This window comes from Euzebya sp. (assembly GCF_964222135.1).
Taxonomy (GTDB): Bacteria; Actinomycetota; Nitriliruptoria; order Euzebyales; family Euzebyaceae; genus Euzebya.
The window spans coordinates 1-19,879 of sequence record NZ_CAXQBR010000029.1 but is presented as its reverse complement, the minus strand read 5'-3'; the positions used below and the strand labels follow the sequence as shown (position 1 = coordinate 19,879).

At 74.0% G+C, this 19,879-nt stretch carries 20 protein-coding genes and 1 pseudogene; 9 read left to right on the top strand and 12 right to left on the bottom strand.

Annotation, left to right across the window (positions count from 1 at the left end; all coding sequences use genetic code 11):
- Window positions 1-26: 26 nt before the first annotated feature.
- From ACEQ2X_RS07555 to ACEQ2X_RS07540, 4 genes are all read right to left on the bottom strand, one after another.
- Window positions 27-1,982 (bottom strand): heavy metal translocating P-type ATPase, encoded by a 1,956-nt coding sequence (locus ACEQ2X_RS07555; protein WP_370325188.1) that lies wholly within the window; start codon window positions 1,980-1,982, stop codon window positions 27-29.
- Window positions 1,983-2,041: 59 nt separating this feature from the next.
- Window positions 2,042-2,287: a heavy-metal-associated domain-containing protein gene (locus ACEQ2X_RS07550; protein ID WP_370325187.1), complete on the bottom strand. Its 246-nt coding sequence runs from the start codon at window positions 2,285-2,287 to the stop codon at window positions 2,042-2,044.
- Window positions 2,288-2,414: 127 nt separating this feature from the next.
- On the bottom strand, window positions 2,415-3,212 hold the full coding sequence (locus tag ACEQ2X_RS07545) for a Crp/Fnr family transcriptional regulator (protein ID WP_370325186.1): 798 nt from the start codon (window positions 3,210-3,212) through the stop codon (window positions 2,415-2,417).
- A gap of 1 nt (window position 3,213) precedes the next feature.
- On the bottom strand, window positions 3,214-4,425 hold the full coding sequence (locus ACEQ2X_RS07540) for a trans-acting enoyl reductase family protein (protein ID WP_370325185.1): 1,212 nt from the start codon (window positions 4,423-4,425) through the stop codon (window positions 3,214-3,216).
- A gap of 59 nt (window positions 4,426-4,484) precedes the next feature.
- Here ACEQ2X_RS07540 and ACEQ2X_RS07535 point away from each other — a divergent pair, with 59 nt between their 5' ends.
- Window positions 4,485-5,093, top strand: coding sequence for a YigZ family protein (locus ACEQ2X_RS07535; RefSeq protein ID WP_370325184.1), 609 nt, complete (start codon window positions 4,485-4,487; stop codon window positions 5,091-5,093).
- A 10-nt stretch (window positions 5,094-5,103) separates the two neighbouring features.
- Here the strand turns inward: ACEQ2X_RS07535 and ACEQ2X_RS07530 are convergent, their stop codons facing one another.
- The gene (locus ACEQ2X_RS07530; protein WP_370325182.1) at window positions 5,104-5,328 is read right to left on the bottom strand and encodes a hypothetical protein; all 225 of its coding nucleotides are present in this window, start codon (window positions 5,326-5,328) and stop codon (window positions 5,104-5,106) included.
- Between the two features lie 121 nt (window positions 5,329-5,449).
- On the opposite strand from ACEQ2X_RS07530, the gene ACEQ2X_RS07525 reads away from it, so the two are divergent.
- The gene (locus ACEQ2X_RS07525) at window positions 5,450-6,718 is read left to right on the top strand and encodes a DUF459 domain-containing protein (RefSeq protein ID WP_370325181.1); all 1,269 of its coding nucleotides are present in this window, start codon (window positions 5,450-5,452) and stop codon (window positions 6,716-6,718) included.
- Here ACEQ2X_RS07525 and ACEQ2X_RS07520 read toward each other — a convergent pair.
- Both ACEQ2X_RS07520 and ACEQ2X_RS07515 read right to left on the bottom strand, forming a co-directional pair.
- Window positions 6,710-9,013, bottom strand: a complete 2,304-nt coding sequence (locus tag ACEQ2X_RS07520; RefSeq protein WP_370325180.1) for a putative bifunctional diguanylate cyclase/phosphodiesterase — start codon at window positions 9,011-9,013, stop codon at window positions 6,710-6,712. The genes ACEQ2X_RS07525 and ACEQ2X_RS07520 overlap by 9 nt on opposite strands.
- 32 nt (window positions 9,014-9,045) lie before the next feature.
- Entirely contained in the window at window positions 9,046-10,893 is a 1,848-nt protein-coding gene (locus tag ACEQ2X_RS07515) for a VanW family protein (protein ID WP_370325179.1), read from the bottom strand.
- 270 nt (window positions 10,894-11,163) lie between these two features.
- Between ACEQ2X_RS07515 and ACEQ2X_RS07510 the strand changes: the two are divergent.
- The 6 genes and pseudogenes from ACEQ2X_RS07510 to ACEQ2X_RS07485 all read left to right on the top strand — a co-directional run.
- Window positions 11,164-11,616, top strand: a pseudogene (locus ACEQ2X_RS07510) (arsenate reductase ArsC); the annotation flags it as partial.
- Complete coding sequence (locus ACEQ2X_RS07505; protein ID WP_370325178.1) at window positions 11,613-12,311, top strand: helix-turn-helix domain-containing protein; 699 nt, start codon at window positions 11,613-11,615, stop codon at window positions 12,309-12,311. The pseudogene ACEQ2X_RS07510 and the gene ACEQ2X_RS07505, both read left to right, overlap by 4 nt.
- A 14-nt stretch (window positions 12,312-12,325) precedes the next feature.
- Window positions 12,326-13,078, top strand: a complete 753-nt coding sequence (locus ACEQ2X_RS07500; protein WP_370325176.1) for an aquaporin — start codon at window positions 12,326-12,328, stop codon at window positions 13,076-13,078.
- A 34-nt stretch (window positions 13,079-13,112) separates the two neighbouring features.
- Window positions 13,113-13,883 (top strand): metalloregulator ArsR/SmtB family transcription factor, encoded by a 771-nt coding sequence (locus ACEQ2X_RS07495; RefSeq protein WP_370325175.1) that lies wholly within the window; start codon window positions 13,113-13,115, stop codon window positions 13,881-13,883.
- Entirely contained in the window at window positions 13,873-14,304 is a 432-nt protein-coding gene (locus ACEQ2X_RS07490; protein WP_370325174.1) for a VOC family protein, read from the top strand. The genes ACEQ2X_RS07495 and ACEQ2X_RS07490 overlap by 11 nt, the downstream gene beginning before the upstream one ends.
- 47 nt (window positions 14,305-14,351) lie before the next feature.
- Window positions 14,352-15,560 carry an APC family permease gene (locus tag ACEQ2X_RS07485; RefSeq protein WP_370325173.1) on the top strand — a complete coding sequence of 403 codons (1,209 nt, stop codon included), beginning with the start codon at window positions 14,352-14,354 and terminating at the stop codon, window positions 15,558-15,560.
- 52 nt (window positions 15,561-15,612) lie between these two features.
- Here ACEQ2X_RS07485 and ACEQ2X_RS07480 read toward each other — a convergent pair whose 3' ends face one another.
- The 5 genes from ACEQ2X_RS07480 to ACEQ2X_RS07460 form a co-directional block, all read right to left on the bottom strand.
- Window positions 15,613-16,728, bottom strand: a complete 1,116-nt coding sequence (locus ACEQ2X_RS07480) for an NAD(P)/FAD-dependent oxidoreductase (protein WP_370325172.1) — start codon at window positions 16,726-16,728, stop codon at window positions 15,613-15,615.
- Complete coding sequence (locus tag ACEQ2X_RS07475; protein WP_370325171.1) at window positions 16,725-16,931, bottom strand: helix-turn-helix domain-containing protein; 207 nt, start codon at window positions 16,929-16,931, stop codon at window positions 16,725-16,727. The genes ACEQ2X_RS07480 and ACEQ2X_RS07475 overlap by 4 nt, the downstream gene beginning before the upstream one ends.
- Window positions 16,931-17,410: a DUF2975 domain-containing protein gene (locus ACEQ2X_RS07470; RefSeq protein WP_370325170.1), complete on the bottom strand. Its 480-nt coding sequence runs from the start codon at window positions 17,408-17,410 to the stop codon at window positions 16,931-16,933. Before ACEQ2X_RS07470 ends, ACEQ2X_RS07475 begins: the two co-directional genes overlap by 1 nt.
- A gap of 45 nt (window positions 17,411-17,455) precedes the next feature.
- On the bottom strand, window positions 17,456-18,079 hold the full coding sequence (locus ACEQ2X_RS07465) for a class I SAM-dependent methyltransferase (protein WP_370325169.1): 624 nt from the start codon (window positions 18,077-18,079) through the stop codon (window positions 17,456-17,458).
- 758 nt (window positions 18,080-18,837) lie between these two features.
- Window positions 18,838-19,053 (bottom strand): helix-turn-helix domain-containing protein, encoded by a 216-nt coding sequence (locus ACEQ2X_RS07460; RefSeq protein ID WP_370325168.1) that lies wholly within the window; start codon window positions 19,051-19,053, stop codon window positions 18,838-18,840.
- A gap of 372 nt (window positions 19,054-19,425) precedes the next feature.
- Here ACEQ2X_RS07460 and ACEQ2X_RS07455 point away from each other — a divergent pair.
- Window positions 19,426-19,879: relaxase domain-containing protein (locus ACEQ2X_RS07455; RefSeq protein ID WP_372530549.1), on the top strand; the 454-nt coding region annotated here is incomplete at its 3' end.

Below are 19,879 nucleotides of genomic sequence, written 5' to 3'. Positions count from 1 at the left end.
GGGGTCCCTGCACGTCAGACGACCGATCAGCGACCGGCGGGGGCGGAGACCACCTCCTCGGCCCCGACACCCTGGACCGGGGGTACCCCAGATGCCGCCTGCCCGGTCCCGGGAGCCCGCGCCGACGCGCGACGCCGGAGCAACCGCATCGCGTTGGCGATGACGACGAGGACCGAGGCTTCGTGCACCAGCATCCCGACCGCCATCGTCACGCCGCCGAGCAGCACGCCGAGCAGCAGCACCGCCACGGTGACCAGGGCGATCGCGATGTTCTGGCGCATCGTGCCCACCGTCCGGCGGGCCAACGACACCGCCTCCGGCAACTTGGCCAGGTCGTCGCCCATCAGGGCGATGTCGGCGGTCTCGATCGCGACCGCGGACCCGGCGGCCCCCATCGCGACGCCGATGTCGGCGGTCGCCAGCGCCGGTGCGTCGTTGACGCCGTCACCGACCATCGCGACGGTGTGCCCGGCGGCCTGGAGCTCGGCGACCGCGGCCAGCTTGTCCTCGGGCAGCAGGCCGGCGTGGACCTCGTCGACCCCGGTCGCCCGGCCGACGGCCTCGGCCACCAGCGGGGCGTCGCCGGTCAGCATCACCACGCGCTCCACCCCCGCGCGGTGCAGGTCGGCGACCATCGCCGGAGCGTCGGCGCGGATCGCGTCGGCCACCGCGAGCACCCCGAGCACCCGGCCGTCGACCGCGACCACCATCGGCGTGCGGCCAGCGGCGGCAAGCTCTTCGGCCACCGGGTCCGCACCGACGGTGTCGGCGACACCGAACTCCTCGAGCAGCGCGGCGTTGCCGACCAGCACCGGGGTGCCGTCGACGACCGCGGTGATGCCCTTGCCCGGCACCGACTCCACCTCGTCCGGCAGCGTCGGCGCCGATCCACTCGCGACGGTCGCCGCGGTGATGATCGGGCGGGCGAGGGGGTGCTCGGACCCCGCTTCGGCCCGGGCGGCCCAGGTGAGGACCTCGTCGCGGTCGACGTCGGGGGCCAGCACGGCCACGTCGGTCAGCTCCGGCCGGCCGGTGGTCAGCGTGCCGGTCTTGTCGACCGCGACCGCGCTGATCCGCGCCGAGGCCTCGAGGTACTCCCCGCCCTTGATCAGGATGCCGTCCTTCGCCGCGCGGCCGATCCCGGCGACGATCGAGACGGGGATGGAGATGACCAGCGCGCCGGGGCACCCGATCACCAGGAGGGTCAGGCCGAGCACCACGTCGCCGGTCAGGACCCCGACCACCAGGGCCAGCCCGACGATGCCCGGGGTGTACCAGGCGCTGAACCGCTCCATGAACTGCTGGGTGCGGGCCTTCGCGTCCTGGGCCTCCTCGACGCGGTGGATGATCCGGGCGAGGGTCGTGTCGGCGCCGACGCCGGTGGTCTCCACCTGCAGGACACCGCCCGAGGCGATGGTGCCGGCGAACACCACGTCGCCGACGACCTTCTCCGCGGGGATCGACTCGCCGGTGATCGTCGCCTCGTCGACCGCGCCGCTGCCGGCCACGACGCGCCCGTCGACGGGCACCTTGGCGCCGTTCTTCACCACCACGACCTCGCCGACCTCGACCTCGCCGGCCGGGACCTCGATCTGCTCGCCGTCGCGGAGGACGACGGCGACGTCGGGGGCGACCGCGACCAACTCGGCCAGCGCCGACCGGGTCCTCGTCAGCGTCGCCGCCTCGAGGGCGTGACCGATGGCGAAGAGGAAGGTCACCGCGGCGGCCTCCCAGTGCTCGCCGATGGCGATCGCGCCGATCGCGGCGATGCTCACGAGCAGGTCGATGCCGACCACCCCGGCGCGCAGCGCGCGGAGGGCCGACACCACGATCGGGGTCCCGGCGACCACCGCCGCGGCGATCATCGCGGCGGTGCCCACCACCCCCGGGGCTGCCCGGCGATCGAGGACGAGGGCGAGGATGATGAGGGCACCGGAGACGGCAGGGACCGTCCATCGACCGGTGCGCAACGCGGATGACATTTCGATGGCTCCTTCGGGACGAGGGTGGGATGCGGGGACGAGGGACCGAGAGGCCCTCGTCAGAACGCCGACGGCCGTGCCGTGTACCCGGCCTTCGCGACGGCGGCGACGAGGTCGTCGACGCTCGCGACCGCGGGGTCGTGGTCGACGGTGATCCGCGCGGAGGCGAAGTTGACGGTGACGTCGACGACCCCGTCCAGGCGACCGACCTGCTTCTCGATCTTCCCCACGCAGGAGGGGCAGGAGAAGCCCTCGGCGCGCAGGGTGGTGCGGGTGGTCGACGGGGCGGAGGTGGAGGCGGACATCTGGGTCATCCCTTCTGGTTCAGGCCACCCGGGTCGGTGGCAACTCGAACCGTACGGACGACTCCCGCAACGAACCTGACGTGGGTCAGACAACCGCACACGACTTCGCGCGGCCTCCCGCGGACCGTCAGCCCCTCCCCTGCCCCTCCATCGCCAGCGTGGTCTCGACCCCGGCGACCGCCGCCAGCGCGGCAGGGTCGCGCACGGCCACCCATCGCCGGCCGGTGTCGATGATCCCGTCGCGGGTCCACGCCGCCAGCGAGCGGCTGACGGTCTCGGGCGCGCACCCGGCGAGGCTGGCGAGATCCTCCCGAGCCAGGGGGACGTCGATCAGGACGCGATCCTCCTCGCGCACGCCGAGCCGCTCGGCGAGGACCAGCAGCGTGGTCGCGATGCGCACCGGGGCGTTGCTCGCAGCCGCCCGCTCGATGCGCGACTGGGCATCGCGGAGCCGCCCGCCGACCGCGGTCAGCGCTTGGCGGGCCACCGAGGGGTGCTCGGCCAGGAGGGCGTCGAAGTTCGTCGGGGTGAACGACAGCAGGCACCCGGCGGTCAACGCCCACGCGTGCTCGGCGTAGGTCTCGCCGCCCAGGACGGGGAGGGTGCCGAGGAAGTCGCCGGGACCGAGGACGTCGAGCAGCACCTCGGACCCGTCGGGTGCGGCGCCGGTCAGCTTCACCCCACCCGTCGCGACCACGTACAGCAGGTCGGCGGGCCGGCCGGCCAGGTAGATCGCCTGGCCGGCGTCCATCCCCCGCATGGTGGTCCGCTCGTCGACCCGGTGCAGCGCGTCGTGGTCCAGTCCGGCGAAGAAGGGCACGCGGGCGAGGGCGTTCACGCGCGCGCCCGAGCTGCAGGCGCGGGGGTCGGACTCGGGGATGCTGAGCGGGGTGCGACGGGGGCTCCCGCGGGGTGCATGGCCCACGTCAGATGACCTCGAACGTCACGCCGGCGTACCGCTGGAGCCGGTCCCGGAGGGGCTGGCCGAGCGCGCTGGCGGGCGTCCACATGCCCCCCTCGACCTCGCTCTCGCCCGCGGCGAGGGACAGGGCGGACTCCCCCAGCATCTTCGCCGTCGACCCGTACCCCGGGTCGCGATCACCCAGGACCCGCACCATGACGTCCTTCGAGCGGTCCGTCGGGTGCTCGGCCAGCAGCCTGATGTCGAAGAACCCGCGGCGGCGCGCCTCGGCGGACGGCCCCTCCCCCGACGAGGGCAGGAACCGCGTCGCGAGCCGCCGGATGGGGCCGACGGCGAGGCCGGCCATCCCGATGCCCATCGCGCCCGTGAGCGCACCCGCCTTGACCGCGCCCAGCGGTCCACCGCCGAGCAGCACCGCCTCGTCGTAGCGGAACTCCCGCCCCCACGGGTACCCGAGCAACGCGTTGGACCGGCGGACGACCCGCAGGTTGATCATCGCCATGACGAACGGTCCGGTCCAGGCGTCGAAGTCCCGGTCGTAGGTGGGCATCACCGCGTCGGACGTGCCCGGGCCGGTCCGCTCGCCGGCGGGCTGGAGCGCCCACGGATCGAACAGGACCCTGCGGGTCTCGCGGTCGCGCGTCGCCGCCTCGACCTGGTTCAGCATGCTCGCGACGGTGCCGCCCGACGCGGCACCGCGGGCGGCCTTCAGCCGCATGTGCACCGCCGGGGAGTGGACGGCGTGGTGGGCCATCATCTGCTGCTGGGCGAACCAGGTGCCGAGGTCGGAGGGGATCGAGTCGAACCCGCAGCTGAAGACGATCCGGGCACCGCTCCGCCGGGCGGCGTCCTGGTGGGTGTCGATCATCTCGCGCATCCACGGGACCTCACCGGTGAGGTCGCAGTAGTCGGTGCCCGCCTCCGCGCAGGCAGCCACGAGCGAGGTGCCGTGCAGCGCGTAGGGCCCGACGGTCGTGCACACCACGCGCGTGCGGGCCGCCATCGCCTCGACCGACGCCCGGTCGTCGGAGTCGGCGATCACGAGGGGGACGTCGGTGCCGAGGTCGTCGGCCACACCCCGCAGCTTGTCCTCGGACCGGCCGGCCAGGGCCCAGCGCAGCCCCTCGGGTGCGCGGTCGAGGATGTGCTCGCAGACGAGGCGCCCGGTGAACCCGGTCGCGCCGTAGACGATCAGGTCGAACTCCCTGTCTGCCATCGTTGTGCTCCTCTGCGAAGGGCGGCCAGCCTAGGTGCGCCGTCGCTACCGTTGCCCGCGTGCCCGTCATCAGAACCGTCGCCGGTCCCGCGACCGTCGAGATCGACAAGATCAAGGGGTCGCGGTTCGTCGCCGACGTGGCCCCCGCCGCATCGGAGGCCGCGGCGGCCGCGGTCGTCGAGGCCATCCGTCTGCGCGAGCCGGCGGCGAGCCACCACTGCTGGGCCTACGTCCTGTCGTCGGGACGGGCGCGGTCGTCCGACGACGGTGAGCCGGGCGGCACCGCAGGGGCGCCGATCCAGCGCCACGTCGAGGGGTCGGGGTTGGTCGACCTGGTCGTCGTGGTCACCCGGTGGTTCGGCGGCACCAAGCTCGGGACGGGCGGGCTGATCCGCGCCTACGGGGCGGCGGCCGCAGCGGTGCTCGACGCCGTCGGCGTCGTCGAGCGCCCCGTGGTCAGCGGCTTCGCGCTGCGCCACGACTACGACCTGACCGGCGTGGTGGAGGGGGTGCTGGCGGCCTTCGACGCGGAGACCGAGGAGGCGCGCTACACCGCGGCGGTCGACCTGCGCGTCGCGGTGGACGCCGACCGGGCGGACGACTTCGCCGCCGCGGTCGTCGAGGCCACGGCGGGGCGGGTGTCGCCGCAGCCGACGCGCGCCGGGTGAGCGCGGTCCGTCAGAGCGACAGCCGGACCTCGGACCTGCGCGTCTCCGGCAGGACGATCACCCGGTCACGCACCCGGCCACGCACCCGGTCGCGGGCCAGCGGCCTGAGCGCATCGATGGCCCGCCGCTCGCCGTAGAGGCGCCGGAGCTGGTCCGCGGCGCCGGTGGTGCCCACGACCCGCACGAGGCCGGCGGCGACCACCGCGATGTCATCATCGGTGTGCCTCTCCAACATGCGGACATGATCACCCTGCGTGGATCTTCCCCAAACCACCATCACTCCGGGCCACCTGGTGGTGACGGCGGGGCGGTGGGCCTGCTCTCGTCGTCCGGGCGACGGCGATACCGTGTCGGGCGTGGCAGTGGACACCCGGCGGAACCGCCGCCAGGACGGCGCGTCCGCGCGCGGGGCGGCGCGGTTGCCCCGGCGACCGGCCACGCAGCTCGGGCCGTACCACCGCGCGACCATGCCGGCCGGCAAGGCGCTCGCGGTGGTGGTGATCGCCCTCCTGCTCGGCGGCCTCCTCAACGTCCGGTCGCTGACCGAGGCGGCCGAACGGCAGCCCAACGGCGTGGAGCGCGACGTCGCGATGGTGCTGGTCTGGCCGTTCCGCCAGGTCAGCGACCTCCTCGGCCTGGATCGTCCGCGCCAGCTGCTGACCGAGCGGCTCGGCCGTGAGGACGTGGCCGCTGACGCCGACGACGGCCCGGTCGCCGACGCCGCCGACGCCGATCCGAGCGGCGCCCCGGTGGACCCCGACGACCCGCTCGCAGGCGACGCCCTCGCCGTCGCGGCCGCCCTGGCCGGTCGGGAGGCCGCCGACCCCAGCCTCGCGGACGCGGTGGCGATCCCCGCCGGCCTCGATCCCGACGCGCCGGCCCTCGAGACCGCCGCGCAGCTGTCCGAGCGACTGCAGGCGACCTTCACGGCGGAGGACCCGCTCCGCATCGCGGTGATCGGCGACTCGCTGACCGAGCAGCTCGGACCGGCGATCATCGAGCGCACCACGCGTCCGGGAGTGCCGGCCACCACCACGCACGACTTCACGTACTCCTCGGGGCTCAGCCGCCCCGACTTCCACGACTGGCCGGCCGAGGCAGCCCAGCTGTCCGAGGAGCTCGACCCGGACCTGTGGGTCGTCATGCTCGGCGCCAACGACGCCCAGGACGTCCGCGATGCCGACGGGCGCTTCCGCCAGATCGGCAGCGACGAGTGGGAGGCGATCTACACCGAGCGGATCGGCGCGCTGATGGACGTCCTGACCCGCGACGGACGCGGGGTCATCTGGGTCGGCCAGCCGATCATGCGCGACCCCGGGTTCGACGAGTCGATGGCCTACGTGTCGGAGCTGTACCGCGCGCAGGCGGCGCAGCGCCCGCTGGTGAGCTACGTCGACGCCCGGCGCGTGTTCGAGGCGGCCGAGGGCGGCTACGCCGACTACCTCCCCGACCCCGACGGCGGGCTGGTGCAGATGCGCCTGCCCGACGGGATCCACCTGACCCGTGCGGGCGCAGACCGGCTGGCGGAGCTCGTGTTCCCGCTCCTCCCGGTGGTCACCGACCCCGATGCCGCCGCCGTGCCGGCGGACGGCCCGACCGCAGGGGCGTCGTCGGCGTCAGGGTGAGGGTTCGAGCAGCTCGTCGGCGGGCCGGGCGACCACCCCGGCGTGGCGGCGGATGCCCGCCGGCGAGGTCGGGCGGCCGAAGGCGAAGCCCTGGGCGTGGCGGCAGCCCATCTCCCCCAGGCGACGCCGCTGCTCTGCGGTCTCGACGCCTTCGGCGACGACGTGCAGCCCGAGGCCGGCCGCCATCCGGATGCAGGCCTCGACGATCGCGTCGGCGGCGGGGTCGTCCATCATGTCGGTGACGAAGGCGCGGTCGACCTTCAGCACGTCGATGGGGATCTGCCGCAGCTGGACGAGGGAGAAGTAGCCGGTGCCGAAGTCGTCGACGGCGATGCGGACCCCCGCGGTGCGGAGGGTCAGGAGCACCTCGACGAGGGTCTCGGCATCCGCAGCGTCCCGTTCGGTCAGCTCGAGGGTCAGCTGATCCGGTGGCATGTCGACGCGCCGCATGATCGCCAGCAGGTCGCGGACGTAGCCGGCGCGTACCAGCTCGCGGGCGGACACGTTCACGTTGACGGGCAGGACGAGGCCGCCGTCTGCCCACTCGCGCCACTGGCGGCACGCCGTCTCGAGCACGAACTCCCCCAGCGGGTGGATCAGGCCGCTGCCCTCCGCCACCCCCACGAACGCCACCGGATCCTGGGGGCCGAGGCGCGGATCGTCCCAGCGGACGAGGACCTCGACGGACTGCACGATCCCGGTGTCGAGGTCCACGACCGGCTGGTACGCCGTCGAGAGCGCCCCCTCCTCGATCGCCCGGCGCAGTCCCTGCTCGACCTGGAGGCGGTGGATCGCCGCGGTGCGCAGGTCGTCGTTGAACAGCACGACGCGCTCCGCCGCGCGCTTGGCGCGGTACATGGCCGCATCCGCGTCGGCGATCATCGAGCTCGACGTGGTGACCGCGTCGCTCGACAGCGCCACGCCCACGCTCGCGTGCACCCGGACCTCGATGCCGGCGAGGGTCTCGATGGCCGAGGTCGCGGACACGTACCGGCGCCCGACGTCGACCGCCCGCTCCGCACCGTCGACCCTCGGCACCAGCACGACGAACTCGTCGCCGCCGAAGCGCGCGACGACCTCGTCCCCCTGGCGTGCGGCGAGGAGCCGCTCGGCCACGGCGACGAGCACCCGGTCGCCGGCCTCGTGCCCGAAGCTGTCGTTGACCAGCTTGAAGTCGTCGAGGTCCATGAACAACACCGCGCAGCGGCCACCGTCGACCGCACGATCCGCGAGCGCCGACTCGAGGGCGGCCTCCAGGTGCGGCCGGTTGGGCAACCCCGTCACCCGGTCCGTCGTGGCCTGCTGGGCCAAGGTCCGCTGGGCCTCCTCGTGGCGGCCGATCGCCGCGTCGCGCTGGCTGAGCACGTCGAGGATGCGGACACCGCCGAGGGCCAGCGCGAGCACGGTGAACAGCCCGTAGTGGTAGCGATCCCCCGGTCCCCACGGCCCGATGACGAGACCGAGCGGGATGCTCGACAGGCAGGCGCCGAGGACCAGCATCCGGCGGGTCGTGAGCGAGGGTCCCTGCGGATCGAGCGGGCGGGTGAGGGCCACCGCCGAGGGGTGGAGGGCCGCGCCCACCGCCAGCGCGCCGCCGACGAGTGTGGACGCGCCGATCGCCCCGGCGAGGCCCGCGCCACCGGCGTCGGCCGGTGCGCCCCGCAGCGCGACGACCATGAGCACCCCCTGGACGACGAACCCGGTCGTCGCCGCCACGATCAGCCACAGGCTGGCGCAGGAGCGTCCCTGGACCACGAGGATCCCCGTGAGCCACAGCATCATCGCCGCAGCGGCCAGCAGCAGCAGGGTGTTGACGGCGGCTGCGGGGTTCAACCCGCGCTCCACGGCGGGTTGGACGACCCACTCCCAGGCGAGCGTGGCCGGGACGGACGCCGCCAGGGCACCGTCGACGAGCAGCTCCACCTGCCGTCCGTAGGCCCGCAGCCTGACGAGGGCGTACATGCCGGCGATGAAGCAGGCGTGGATGCCCAGCTCGAGCAGGTTGGCCGGTGAGGCGGCCTGGTCGAGGTAGGTCGGCAGGTCGCTCGACAGCCACACGCTGTTGGCGAGGGCGCTCACGAGGCCGCCGACGGCGAACATCCGCCACGGCCCGGCCTCTCCCGTGGGCACCGACTGGGCCCTGCGCCAGGCCACCGCCGCGCCGAGGACCGACAGCCCCATGGCTGCGAGGGCGATCAGCCACCGCGCCCTCGGCGCGCCGAGGAGGACCACCGCGGTGCACACCGCGACCGTCGCCGCCCCCACACCACTGGATGACCGGTTGTGGACCCGCACGTCGCTCCTCGTCGGCTGGACTCCCTGAGCCTCTATCGGCTGGAGGTCGGCACGGTGTAGGTCGTCGTGTAGGACTCCTCGATCGGCGAGCCACCCGGCGCGGTCCGGATCCGGTCGACCGTGATCGAGAACGACCCGCCGCAGGCGCAGGGCCCGGTTATCGTCTGGACGTCCCAGTAGGGCGTCGACCAGAACGTGACCGTCACCGAGGTGGCGTCGGTGTCGGTGTCGACGAGGATCGCGTGCGGCGTGTCGTTGCGGATCTCGAGGTTGACGTTCGGGTAGTTGATCGTCGCCTCGCGCCCGGCGGGGTACCGGTCGAAGTAGAAGCTGTGCGGCTTCCAGTCCACCAGCTCGACACCGGCGAACCACGCCGCGTTGAAGAACGTCGTGGCGAACTGGCTGACCCCGCCGCCCACGTCGCTCACCAGCTCGCCGTCGAGGATGGCCCCGCCGAGGGTGAAGCCGTTGTCCACCGTGCGCCGGCCGACCGCGTGGTTGAGCTCGTAGGACTCGCCTGGCCGGATGATCGTCCCGTCGACGATCTCGGCGATCCGGGCGATGTTCTGGTTGCGGGACTGCCCGGCGGTGAAGAAGGTCGTGAAGGTCGACACCGGCGCGGTGATGCCGAGCTCCGCCGGCTCGACGTCGGGCGCCTCGGTGCCGGCCACCGACACCTCCCCCCCGCCGGCCAGGGCGGCATCGACGATCCCCGCGATCGTCGCCTGCCGGTCCGGTTCGAAGCCGGAGCGGGTGCCCTCCACGACCACCTCGCCGCTGATCTCCGACACGTCGGTCAGGTCGTCACCCCGCTCGGGCGTGGGCGAGCGGTCCACGACCGTCGCCTCCACGTCCGGGGGGATCGCCGCGGTGTCGAGCAGCGCCACGATCCGCGGTGGCGGGGTCCGGGGGTCCGGGACCAGGGTGAGGCGCTCGCCGGGGGCGGCGCCGTCCACCGGCTCGACGTCGACGAGGGCCCGGAGCTCGCGAGGGGTCAGCGTGATCGCCGTCCGGGTGAGCTCGTCGGCTGCGGCGGTCCCGCCGTCCTCCTCGCTCGGCGGCGTCGGCGTCGTGGCGACCAGCGTCACCTCGGCGGCCTCGAACCGCTCGAGGGATGCGGTGACCGCGTCGATGTCCGCCTGGGCGACGGCCGGCGGCTCGACCTGCCCGTCGACGTCGACGTCGACGACGTCGGGCCAGTCCTGCGGGGAGGTGGTGGCGATGGTCCGGACGGCGTCCTCGACGGCGGTGTCGACCGCGGCGGTCGACACCGTGACACCGTCGGCACCGTCGGCGACCTCGACCCCGGCGGCGGTCACCACGACGTCAGCCGGCTGGGGCGGCCGCGAGATGGCCTCCGCGACGTCGTCGAGCACGTCGGGGGCGGGCGGTCTGGTGGTGAAGGGCACCGCGACCGGCCCGTCGGTGATCCGCTCGGCCCAGACCTGCAGCGAGGGCAGCCCCCGGCCGATCTCGGCAGCCGATCGCGCCTCGTCGACGTCGAGGCCGAGGTCTGCACCGGTGAACGTGGCCTCGGTGCCGACCGTCGTGGTGAACCGGAGCCGCACGTCGGCGAGCGCCTGCTGGGCCTCACCCAGCGCGACCGGGGCGTCGCCGGCACCGGCCACGCGCGTCCCGGCCAGCGTCGTGCCGCCCGGCAGCAGGAGCGCACCGGCCACGCCCACCGCCAGGAGCAGCGCGACCGCTCCCCCCAGCCCCGCCCAGAGCCGCCACGGGCGCCGTCGCGCCTCCACGGTGAGGGTGGGGTGCCAGTCGGTCCGCGCGGAGCTCCCGTGGGGCTGCGGCGGTCGACCGGTCGGGTCGTCTGATCGCTGGTCCTGGTCGCGGGCGTGATCCGCATCGGTGGTCACGTCGCGCACGCCGGACACCGTATCGCACGTGGTCCCCGGGACCACGCACTCCCGGCACGTCGATGCCCGAGGTGCCGGCACCGCCGGCGGGGAGGGGAGGTGCTGCCCGGGCCTCACGGACCTGCCGAGCACGGGGGGAACCCAGCAGCGGGGCCAGGGCAGCGCTGCTGAGTGTAGGGCCTGGACGTCGGGTGCCAACCCACTTTGCGAAATCTTGGGACGTCGATGCGGGCGTTCATGAAGGACTACTTGACTCAATTTACTGTGAGTGGATATGGTCGCGCCCGTCCCCTCGCGAAGGTCGAGGACCCCATGACCCCCCAGATCCCCTACGTCCTGTTCCTCTGCGTCCACAACGCCGGTCGGTCCCAGATGGCCGCCGGCTGGCTGACGCACCTCGCCGGCGACGGCGCGGAGGTCTTCTCCGGCGGCTCGGAGCCCGCGGATGCGGTGAACCCCGCTGCGGTCGAGGCCATGGCCGAGGTCGGCATCGACCTCCGCGAGGCCCACCCGAAGCCCTGGACCGACGAGGTCGTCCGAGCCGCCGACGTGGTCATCACGATGGGGTGCGGCGACAGCTGCCCGATCTTCCCCGGCACGCGGTACGAGGACTGGCCCGTGCCGGACCCGGCGGGCAAGGGGGTCGAGGCGGTCCGGCCGATCCGCGACCAGCTGCGCACGCGCGTCGAGGCCCTGATGGCCGAGCTCGGCATCCCGACGGTCGGCGTGTGAGCGGCGGGGACCTGCTGCCGGACGTCGACGACCCCGACCGGGTGGCTCGCGCACGGGTCCACGCCGCGCTGGGCGACCCGGTGCGGTTGGCCATCGTCGAGGCGCTGGTGGACTCCGACCTCGCCCCCGACGAGGTGGCGGCCGCGCTCGGCGTGGGCACCAACGCGCTGGCGCACCACCTGAACGTGCTCGAGCGGGCCGGCGTCGTCGACCGCACCCGATCCCACGGCGATGGGCGCCGGCGGTACCTCATCCTCCGCGGAGACCGCCTCGCGCACCTCGTCGACGCTCGCCGGTGGCGTGCGGGGTCGGTGCTGTTCGTCTGCACGGCGAACGCGGCCCGGTCCCAGATGGCCGCGGCCCTGTGGGCCCTCCGGTCGACCGTCCCGGCGAGCTCTGCGGGCCGCGACCCCGCGACCGCGGTGGCCGACCTCGCGGTCGCCACCGCAGCGCGCCACGGCCTCGAGATCCAGCCGGCCGCGCCGCGCGGCTACGGCGCCGTGGACGAGTCGCCGGGGCTGGTGATCAGCGTCTGCGACCGCGCGCGGGAGGCCGACGTGCCCTTCGACGCCCCGCGGTTGCACTGGTCGGTACCCGACCCCGTGGCCGCCGGCGACGCCGAGGCGTTCGAGGCCGCCTTCGACGTGCTCGACCGGCGGATCAGCCAGCTCGCCCCCCGGGTCGTCGCACCGTGACCGGGGGTGGCGCCGTGCCCAGCCGTGCGGACGACCAGGTCGCCGCTCGCCCACCGGTCGTGCCGGACCCCGCGGCCGTCGAGCGGCACACCCCCCTCCCCCGGGCGGCGCTGGCGGAGTTCGTCGGCACCGCGATGCTGCTCGCCGCCATCGTCGGGTCGGGGATCATGGCCGAGACCCGCTCACCCGCCGACGCGGGCCTCCAGCTGCTCGAGGCCGCGGTGGCGACCGGCGCGGTGCTGGCGGCGATCATCGTGGCCCTGGGTCCGGTCTCCGGCGCGCACCTGAACCCGTGCGTGACCCTGGCCGACCGGGTGCTCGGCCGGATGCGCTGGCCGACCGCCGCCGCCTACGTGACCGCCCAGGCCGGCGGCGCGGTCGCGGGCGTCGTGGTGGCCAACGTCATGTTCGACGGACCGGCGGTCTCGATCTCGACCACGTCGCGGTCCGGGGTCGGCCAGTGGGTCGGCGAGGTCGTCGCCACGTACGGGCTTGTGCTCATCATCTTCTCCCTCGTGCGGGCGCGGGCGTCGCTCGCGGCGATCGCGGTGGCGGTCGGCGGGTACATCGCGGGTGCCTACGTGTTCACGTCGTCGACGAGCTTCGCCAACCCGGCGATCACCCTGGCGCGGACCCTGACCGACACCTTCGCCGGGATCGCCCCCGCCGACGTCGCGGCGTTCGTCGCAGCCCAGCTGCTCGGGACGCTCCTCGCTGTCGGCACGGTCACCCTCCTGCACCCGCCCCCACCGAACAATCCTGCTTGATGCATCCATCTGCATTGATGTAGTGTCCGCGTGGATGACGGCGACGACGGTGACCGGCCCCGCGGCCCTGCGGCTGCTCGGCGACGACCGGCGTTGGCGCCTCCTGCAGGAGCTGGCCCGCACCGATGCGCGCGTCGGCGAGCTGGTCCAGCGCATCGGCAGCCCCCAGAACCTGGTCTCCTACCACCTGGCGCAGCTGCGGCGCGCCGGGATCGTGTCCACCCGCCGGAGCACCGCGGACGGGCGCGACACCTACTACCGCCTCGAGGTCCAGCGGTGCGGTGAGCTGCTGGCCACGGCCGGTGCGCAGCTCACGCCCTCGCTGCACCTGACCCGCCGCCGTGGACCGCGCCGCTTCACGGGACCACCCCGACGCGTGCTGTTCCTCTGCACCGGCAACAGCGCTCGCTCGCAGATGGCCGAGGCCCTGGCCGTCCACCTCTCCGACGGCGCGGTCCAGGCCCGTAGCGCGGGGAGCCACCCGAAGCCTGTGCACCCCTACGCCGTCCAGGTGATGGCCGAGCGCGGCATCGACATCTCGACGGCGACGAGCCGACACCTCGACGAGGTGGTCGACCACCCCGTCGACCGCGTGATCACCCTCTGCGACAAGGTCCGGGAGGTGTGCCCCGAGCTGCCGGGTGCGACCGCGTCGCACTGGAGCACGCCCAACCCCGCGGACGCCGAGGAGGCGGACCGCTACGACGCGTTCGCCCGGACCGCCGCCGAGCTCGAGGACCGCGTCGGCGTGCTGCTCGACGAGCTCTCCACCCCTGCTGACGAGGAGGACCCCGATGGCCGCTGAGATGTCCGCTGACCCGACCCGCCAGGACCCGATCTCCGGGCCGACCGTGCACGTGCGCTACATGGTCGACGACGTCGAGCGGGCCCTCGACTTCTACACCACCCACTTCGGCTTCACCGCCGGCACCGTCGCCCTGCCGGCCTTCGCCGATGCGGTGCGCGGCCACCTGCGGCTGCTGCTGAGCGGGCCGAGGAGCTCCGCGGGGCGGCCGATGCCGGACGGCGACCTCCCCGGGCCGGGCGGCTGGAACCGGATCCACCTGGTGGTCGATGACCTGGCCCGCGAGGTCGCCCGTCTCCGCGGAGGGGGTGTCGCGTTCCGGAACGACGTGGTGACGGGACCCGGCGGCTCCCAGATCCTGGTCCAGGACCCGGCCGGCAACCTCGTCGAGCTGTTCCAGCCGGCCGCCGCCGGCGGGTGAGCGGCGTGACGCGGTTGGCGCGGCGCCTCCGCACGGGGGATGCGGTGGTGATCGGGCTCGGGGCCATGCTGGGCGCCGGCGTCTTCGCCGCCCCAGGTCCTGCGACCGCGGCGGCCGGGGGGTGGGTGCTCGTCAGCCTCGGCCTCGCCGCGGTCGTGGCGTACTGCAACGCGACCTCCTCCGCGCAGCTCGCCGCGCTCCACCCCGAAGCCGGCGGGACCTACGTCTACGCCCGCGAGCGCCTCGGCGGCTACTGGGGGTTCCTCGCCGGCTGGAGCTTCGTCGTCGGCAAGACCGCCAGCCTCGCGGCGATGGCGCTGACCGTCGGCGCCTACGTGGCGCCGGACCTCGCCCGACCGATCGGCATCGCCGCGGTCGTCGCGCTGACCGCCGTCAACTACCGCGGCGTGGAGAAGACCGCCCGGCTGACCCGCGTGATCGTGGCAGTCGTCCTGGTGGTGCTCGCCCTGGTGGTCGCCGCTGCGCTGGTCGGCGGGGACGCCGTCCCGCCGTCGTCCGCCGGCGCAGCGCCGACCAGCCCGTGGGGCGTCCTGCAGGGCGCGGGCCTGCTCTTCTTCGCCTTCGCCGGCTACGCCCGCATCGCCACGCTCGGGGAGGAGGTCGCCGACCCGGCCCGCACCATCCCGCGGGCGATCCCGCTCGCCCTCGGGATCGTCGTCGCGGTGTACGCGGTGGTGCTGGGCACCGGCCTGCGGGCGGTGGGTGCCGAGGGTCTGGCGGGATCTCGCGCGCCGCTGGCGGACGTCGTGGCCGCCGGCGGGTGGTCGGCGCTCGAACCGGTGGTGCGCGTCGGGGCCGCGGTCGCGGCGGGGGGTGTGCTGCTGTCCCTGCTCGCGGGGGTCAGCCGCACGACGCTGGCGATGGCCCGCCGCCGCGAGCTGCCCGGCTGGTTGGATGCCGTCCACCCCACCCACCGCACCCCGCACCACGCCGAGGTCGCGGCTGCCGCGATCGTGATCGCGATCGTGCTCGTCGCGGACCTGCGCGGCGCGATCGGCTTCAGCTCGCTCGCCGTGCTGACCTACTACGGCCTCGCCAACGCGTCGGCGTTCACGCTGCGGGGTGCCGAGCGCCGCTGGCCACGCTGGCTGGCCGGCCTGGGCGTGGCCCTCTGCGCGGTCCTGGCGCTCACCCTCCCCCCGGTGGCGGTCGTCGGCGGTGCGGCGCTGCTCGCCGCGGGATCCCTGGTGTGGGCCGTCGCACGCCGGACGGTCGGCGCGAGCGGTCGGGGGTGAGGCCAGTCGGGGGTGAGGCCAGTCGGGGGGGGTCAGTCGGGGGGAGGCCCCGTCATGGCGTCGGGAAGGACCGGTCCCCGAACAGGATGCGTCGGGCTGCGGCTCGCCCGGCGGGGGTGCGCAGGGGCACGAACGACGCGCTGGCGAGCGCGGGCGTGCGGACCAGCGACAGGCCCCGCCGCAGGAGCAGGCGACCGCGGAACCGAGCGCGCAGGGCAGCCCCGTCGTAGCGGGCCAGCCGGTCGCGTCGGCCGGTCCTGAGCGCGTCGTCCAGCACCTCTGCGGCCAGCTCGGACAGCCGCAGGCAGGGGTCCAGCCCACCGGCGGTGAGGGGCGAGACCGCCCCTGCGGCGTCGCCGACCAGCAGCCCGTCCGGGCTGGCGATCCCCCGCAGCAGGCCGCCGACGGGGATCGGCCCGCCCCGTCGCTCGACCTGACCGGTGCGGCGCGCCGCCGGCAGGCCCGGTGCGGAGGCCGCGAAGCGGTCTAGGGTGCGCACCATCCCGCAGCTGAAGCGGTCGGGGTATCCGGCCACCCCCACGTGGGCGTGCGCGCCGTCGTCGACGACCCAGGCCAGGTAGCCCGGTGCGAGGGAGGGGTCGAGGACGCAGTGGAAGGTCGGCGGGCCGACGGGGCCGGTGGTGGCGTACACCTCCTCGGCCCCGACGATGAGGTGGCGGTTCCGGTCGAGGCCGAGGTGCCGCGCGACGTGCGAGCGAGCCCCGTCGGCGCCGACGACGAACCGCGCCCGGACGGCGGCCGGGCCGGTCGGCGTGTCCAGCGCGTGGGTGTCGAGGTGTCGGCCGGCGTACCGGGTGCCGAGGGCGAGGTGCACCCCGGCCCGCGCGGCCCGGTCGGCGGTCGCCTCGTACAGGGGGCCCATGTCGCCGACGCGGTACTCGTCGCGGTCGCTCTCGAGGACCACCGGGCGTCGCCGGTCGGGCGGGTACAGGACGACCCGGCGGATCGGCGGTCCGAGGTGTGCGGTGGGCAGGTCGAAGTCGTCGAGGGTCCGGCGGACGAAGATCCCTGTCGTCCGGATCGTCCCGGAGAGCGTCGGTCGCCGCTCGACCAGGTGGACGGCGTGCCCGAGCTCGGCCAGTCGGGTCGCGGTGTGCAGCCCCGCCAGGCCGGCGCCGACGACGAGGACGTCGGTCTGGCCGTTCACTCCTCCACCCACTCGAGGAGGTCGCCGGGCTGGCAGCCCAGGACGCGGCACATCGCGTCGAGGGTCGAGAACCGGACCGCCTTGGCCCGCCCGTTCTTCAGCACCGCCACGTTCGCGGGGGTCAGGCCGACCCGCTCGGCGAACTCCCCCACCCCCATCTTGTGCTTGGCGAGCTCGACGTCGAGGCGCACGACGATCGGCATCAGATGACCCCCTCGAGGTCCGACCGCAGGGTCGTGGCCTGCACCAGCAGGGCGCGCATGACCACGACGAGGAGGCCGAGGACCGCGCCGGCGAGCAGCACGACCCCGAGCGCGGCGACGAGACCCGGCCCGTCCCAGGTGGCCGCCACGTAGCCGAACGTGGCCAGCATCAGCACCCAGCCGACGGCCACCGCGCCGACGATCGCGTCGACCCAGGCGAAGGCTCCCTCGTCGAAGATGCGGTCACGCCGGACCAGTGCGAGCAGCCGCCAGGTGCAGACGATCACCACCTCGACGCAGACCAGCTCCAGCACCGCGACGACGAGGGTCGGCCACCGCAGGTAGGCGAGCTCCGGGGTGCGCTCCGCCACGCGGGCCCACACCGCTGGCACGACGACGACCTGGGCGAGGAGGGACGCAGCGAACGCGAGCGCGAGCAGGATCCTGAGGGTGGCGACCACCCGATGCGCCGTAGCCATCAATCGATTGTCGATAGCTGCCTATCGATTGTCAATAGAAGATGGTCATCCCTCGGATCTGACCACGGCGGTGGCGAGGAACAGCGGGTAGCTGGCGCCGTCCTTCTCGATCTCGTGGCACCGCTCGACGTGCACGTCGCTGAAGCCGGCCACGCGCAGCTCGTCCTGCAGGGCAGCGACCTCGAAGCCGTGGTGGCCGTCGAACCCCGGGTCGGTCGAGTGGGACGAGCCGTCCTCCGCCTCGAGGTCGACGACGCAGAGGTGCCCGCCGTCCTGCAGGAGGGTGGCGAACCCGCGCAGCACCGGGGCCAGGTCGGGGATGTGGTGGAGGGTCATGACGGTGGCGACGAGGTCGAACCGCTCGTCGGGCACCGCACCGGTGGCCAGGTCGAGGTCCCAGATCCTGGCGTCGTCCGGCAACGTCCCCGCGGCGACCTTGGCGAGCATCACCCTCCGCATGCCGGCGGACGGCTCCGCCAGCGTGATCGGTCCGACGTGGCCGGCCAGGGTCTGGGACACCAGCCCGGTCCCCGCCCCGTACTCGAGCAGCCGCGTCGACGGCGTGAGCGGCACGGACGCCCGGATGGCCGCGGCCACCACCCGGGCACGGTCGACCTTGGCGGGATCGTCGTCCCAGGTCTCGGCCCTGTCGTCGAAGTTCGTCGGCATCGCTGGTTCCCATCACACCCGGGGACTGGTCGCAGGACCTCATCATGCGCCGTCCGACGAGGTCGCCGACGGGTCGGTGGCCTGGCGGGCCGGGACTCGGACCGAGCTCTTGATGATCCGAGCGACCTCGAGGAGCCACTCCGCGAGGTCCTGGCCGAGGTCACGTGGCGGTGGTGGGAGATCCAGCCGACGCAGGGGGCGCGGGTGGTCCCGATGCCGTGCACACGTGGGCACGCCGTATGTGGGCGCGATCGGGGCCTACATCGCCTCTGGGCGAAGGAGGCCCCGATCGTGCATCAAACCGGGGGGGACCGCGTCGGGCGCGCAGGGCCGGGTCCCCCGGGAGCCACCTCGCGATCGCACCGCGGGCGCCTCGCGTGCGGCCGCGTACAGCGCCGCCGCCCGCCATCGCACCGCGGGCGCACAGTGGGAGCGCAAGCGGCATTCAGCGACCCGTCAACGCACCGCGGGTGCACGACGGGGACGTCGCCGCTCAGGGATGCCCGCCATCGCACCGCGGGCGCAGGGAGGGGCCGGAGGTCAGCGATGGCCATGCCATCAGTGGGCGCTGAGGGGCTCGAACCCCCGACCTCCTGCTTGTAAGGCAGTTCTGACGGGTGTGCTCCCACAGCAAAAGTGCAGGTCAGAGCAGGTTTGGCCGAACCTCGACGATCCGCCAAACACCCCCGTAGACCACTGCTTATGGCACGTAGGTGGCACGCGTATCGGGACGTTCAGAGGCCCACAGGCTGGCGTGCTCAACGGCCACGCCGTGCGACGGCGTGATGGCGGTTGGCGTCGATCCAGGTCTCGATGTCGTCTGGGTCGAAGCGGAGGAGGTGGCCCCACTTGATGTATGGGATGCGGCGTTCGTGGACGAGGCGGCGCATGTGGCGGACCTCGACGCCAAGGCGGTCAGCAACCTGGGCGATGGTCATGAGCCGGTCGGGACTGGCGGTGTCGGGCGGGGTCATGCACGTGCTCCTGATCGTGCCGGTCCGGGATGTGTGGATCGCGTGTCGCAGGTCGCACGTCGGGTGCCCAGTTGGCACCACCGTAGGGCCCCCGTGCAGATCGGATTGGGCCGCCGGTCTGCGCTCCTGGCGTCTTCACGCTCCACGCTCTGTTCAGACGGGACAACCACCCCGTCTGTGTCAGCGAATCTGAAGAATCCTCGTCGACGCCCGCTGTCCTGCTCGCGCACGGTCCCCGGCCCCACCGCGTCACCCCACCTCCTGACGACCGGACACACCTCTGGCAGATCGAGGAGGCCAGGGAGCGGTGGTGCACCTGTGAGGTGTGGAACACATCTCGGGGTGGTCCGGGTGCCGGTGTCGATGCGGGTGATGACCGCCGGCGCCGGCTACCGGTACCTGCTGAACTCCGTCGCCGTCGGCGACGCCGTCCGCGAGCCCGGACGTGGGCTGGTCGACTACTACACCGTCGAGGGCTGCCCACCAGGACGGTGGCTCGGCTCAGGGCTGCCCGGCCTGGGCAGCGGGCAGCTGCAAGCAGGTGCGGTGGTCACCGAGGAGCAGGTGGCACGCCTGCTCGGCCATGGCCGCGATCCGCTCACAGGCGATCCGTTGGGACGCGCCTACCCCCAGTACCGCACTCGGGCGGAGCGGATCGCCGGCCGCGTCGCCAGGCTCGACACGAACCTGGACGACGATGCCCGCGCGGCCGCCGTCGCACGGATCACGGCGGAGGAGTGGAAGCGGCGGTCCCGTCGTGCGGTGGCGGGGTTTGACTTGACGTTCAGCGTCCCCAAGTCGGTGTCGGTGTTGTGGGCGCTCACGG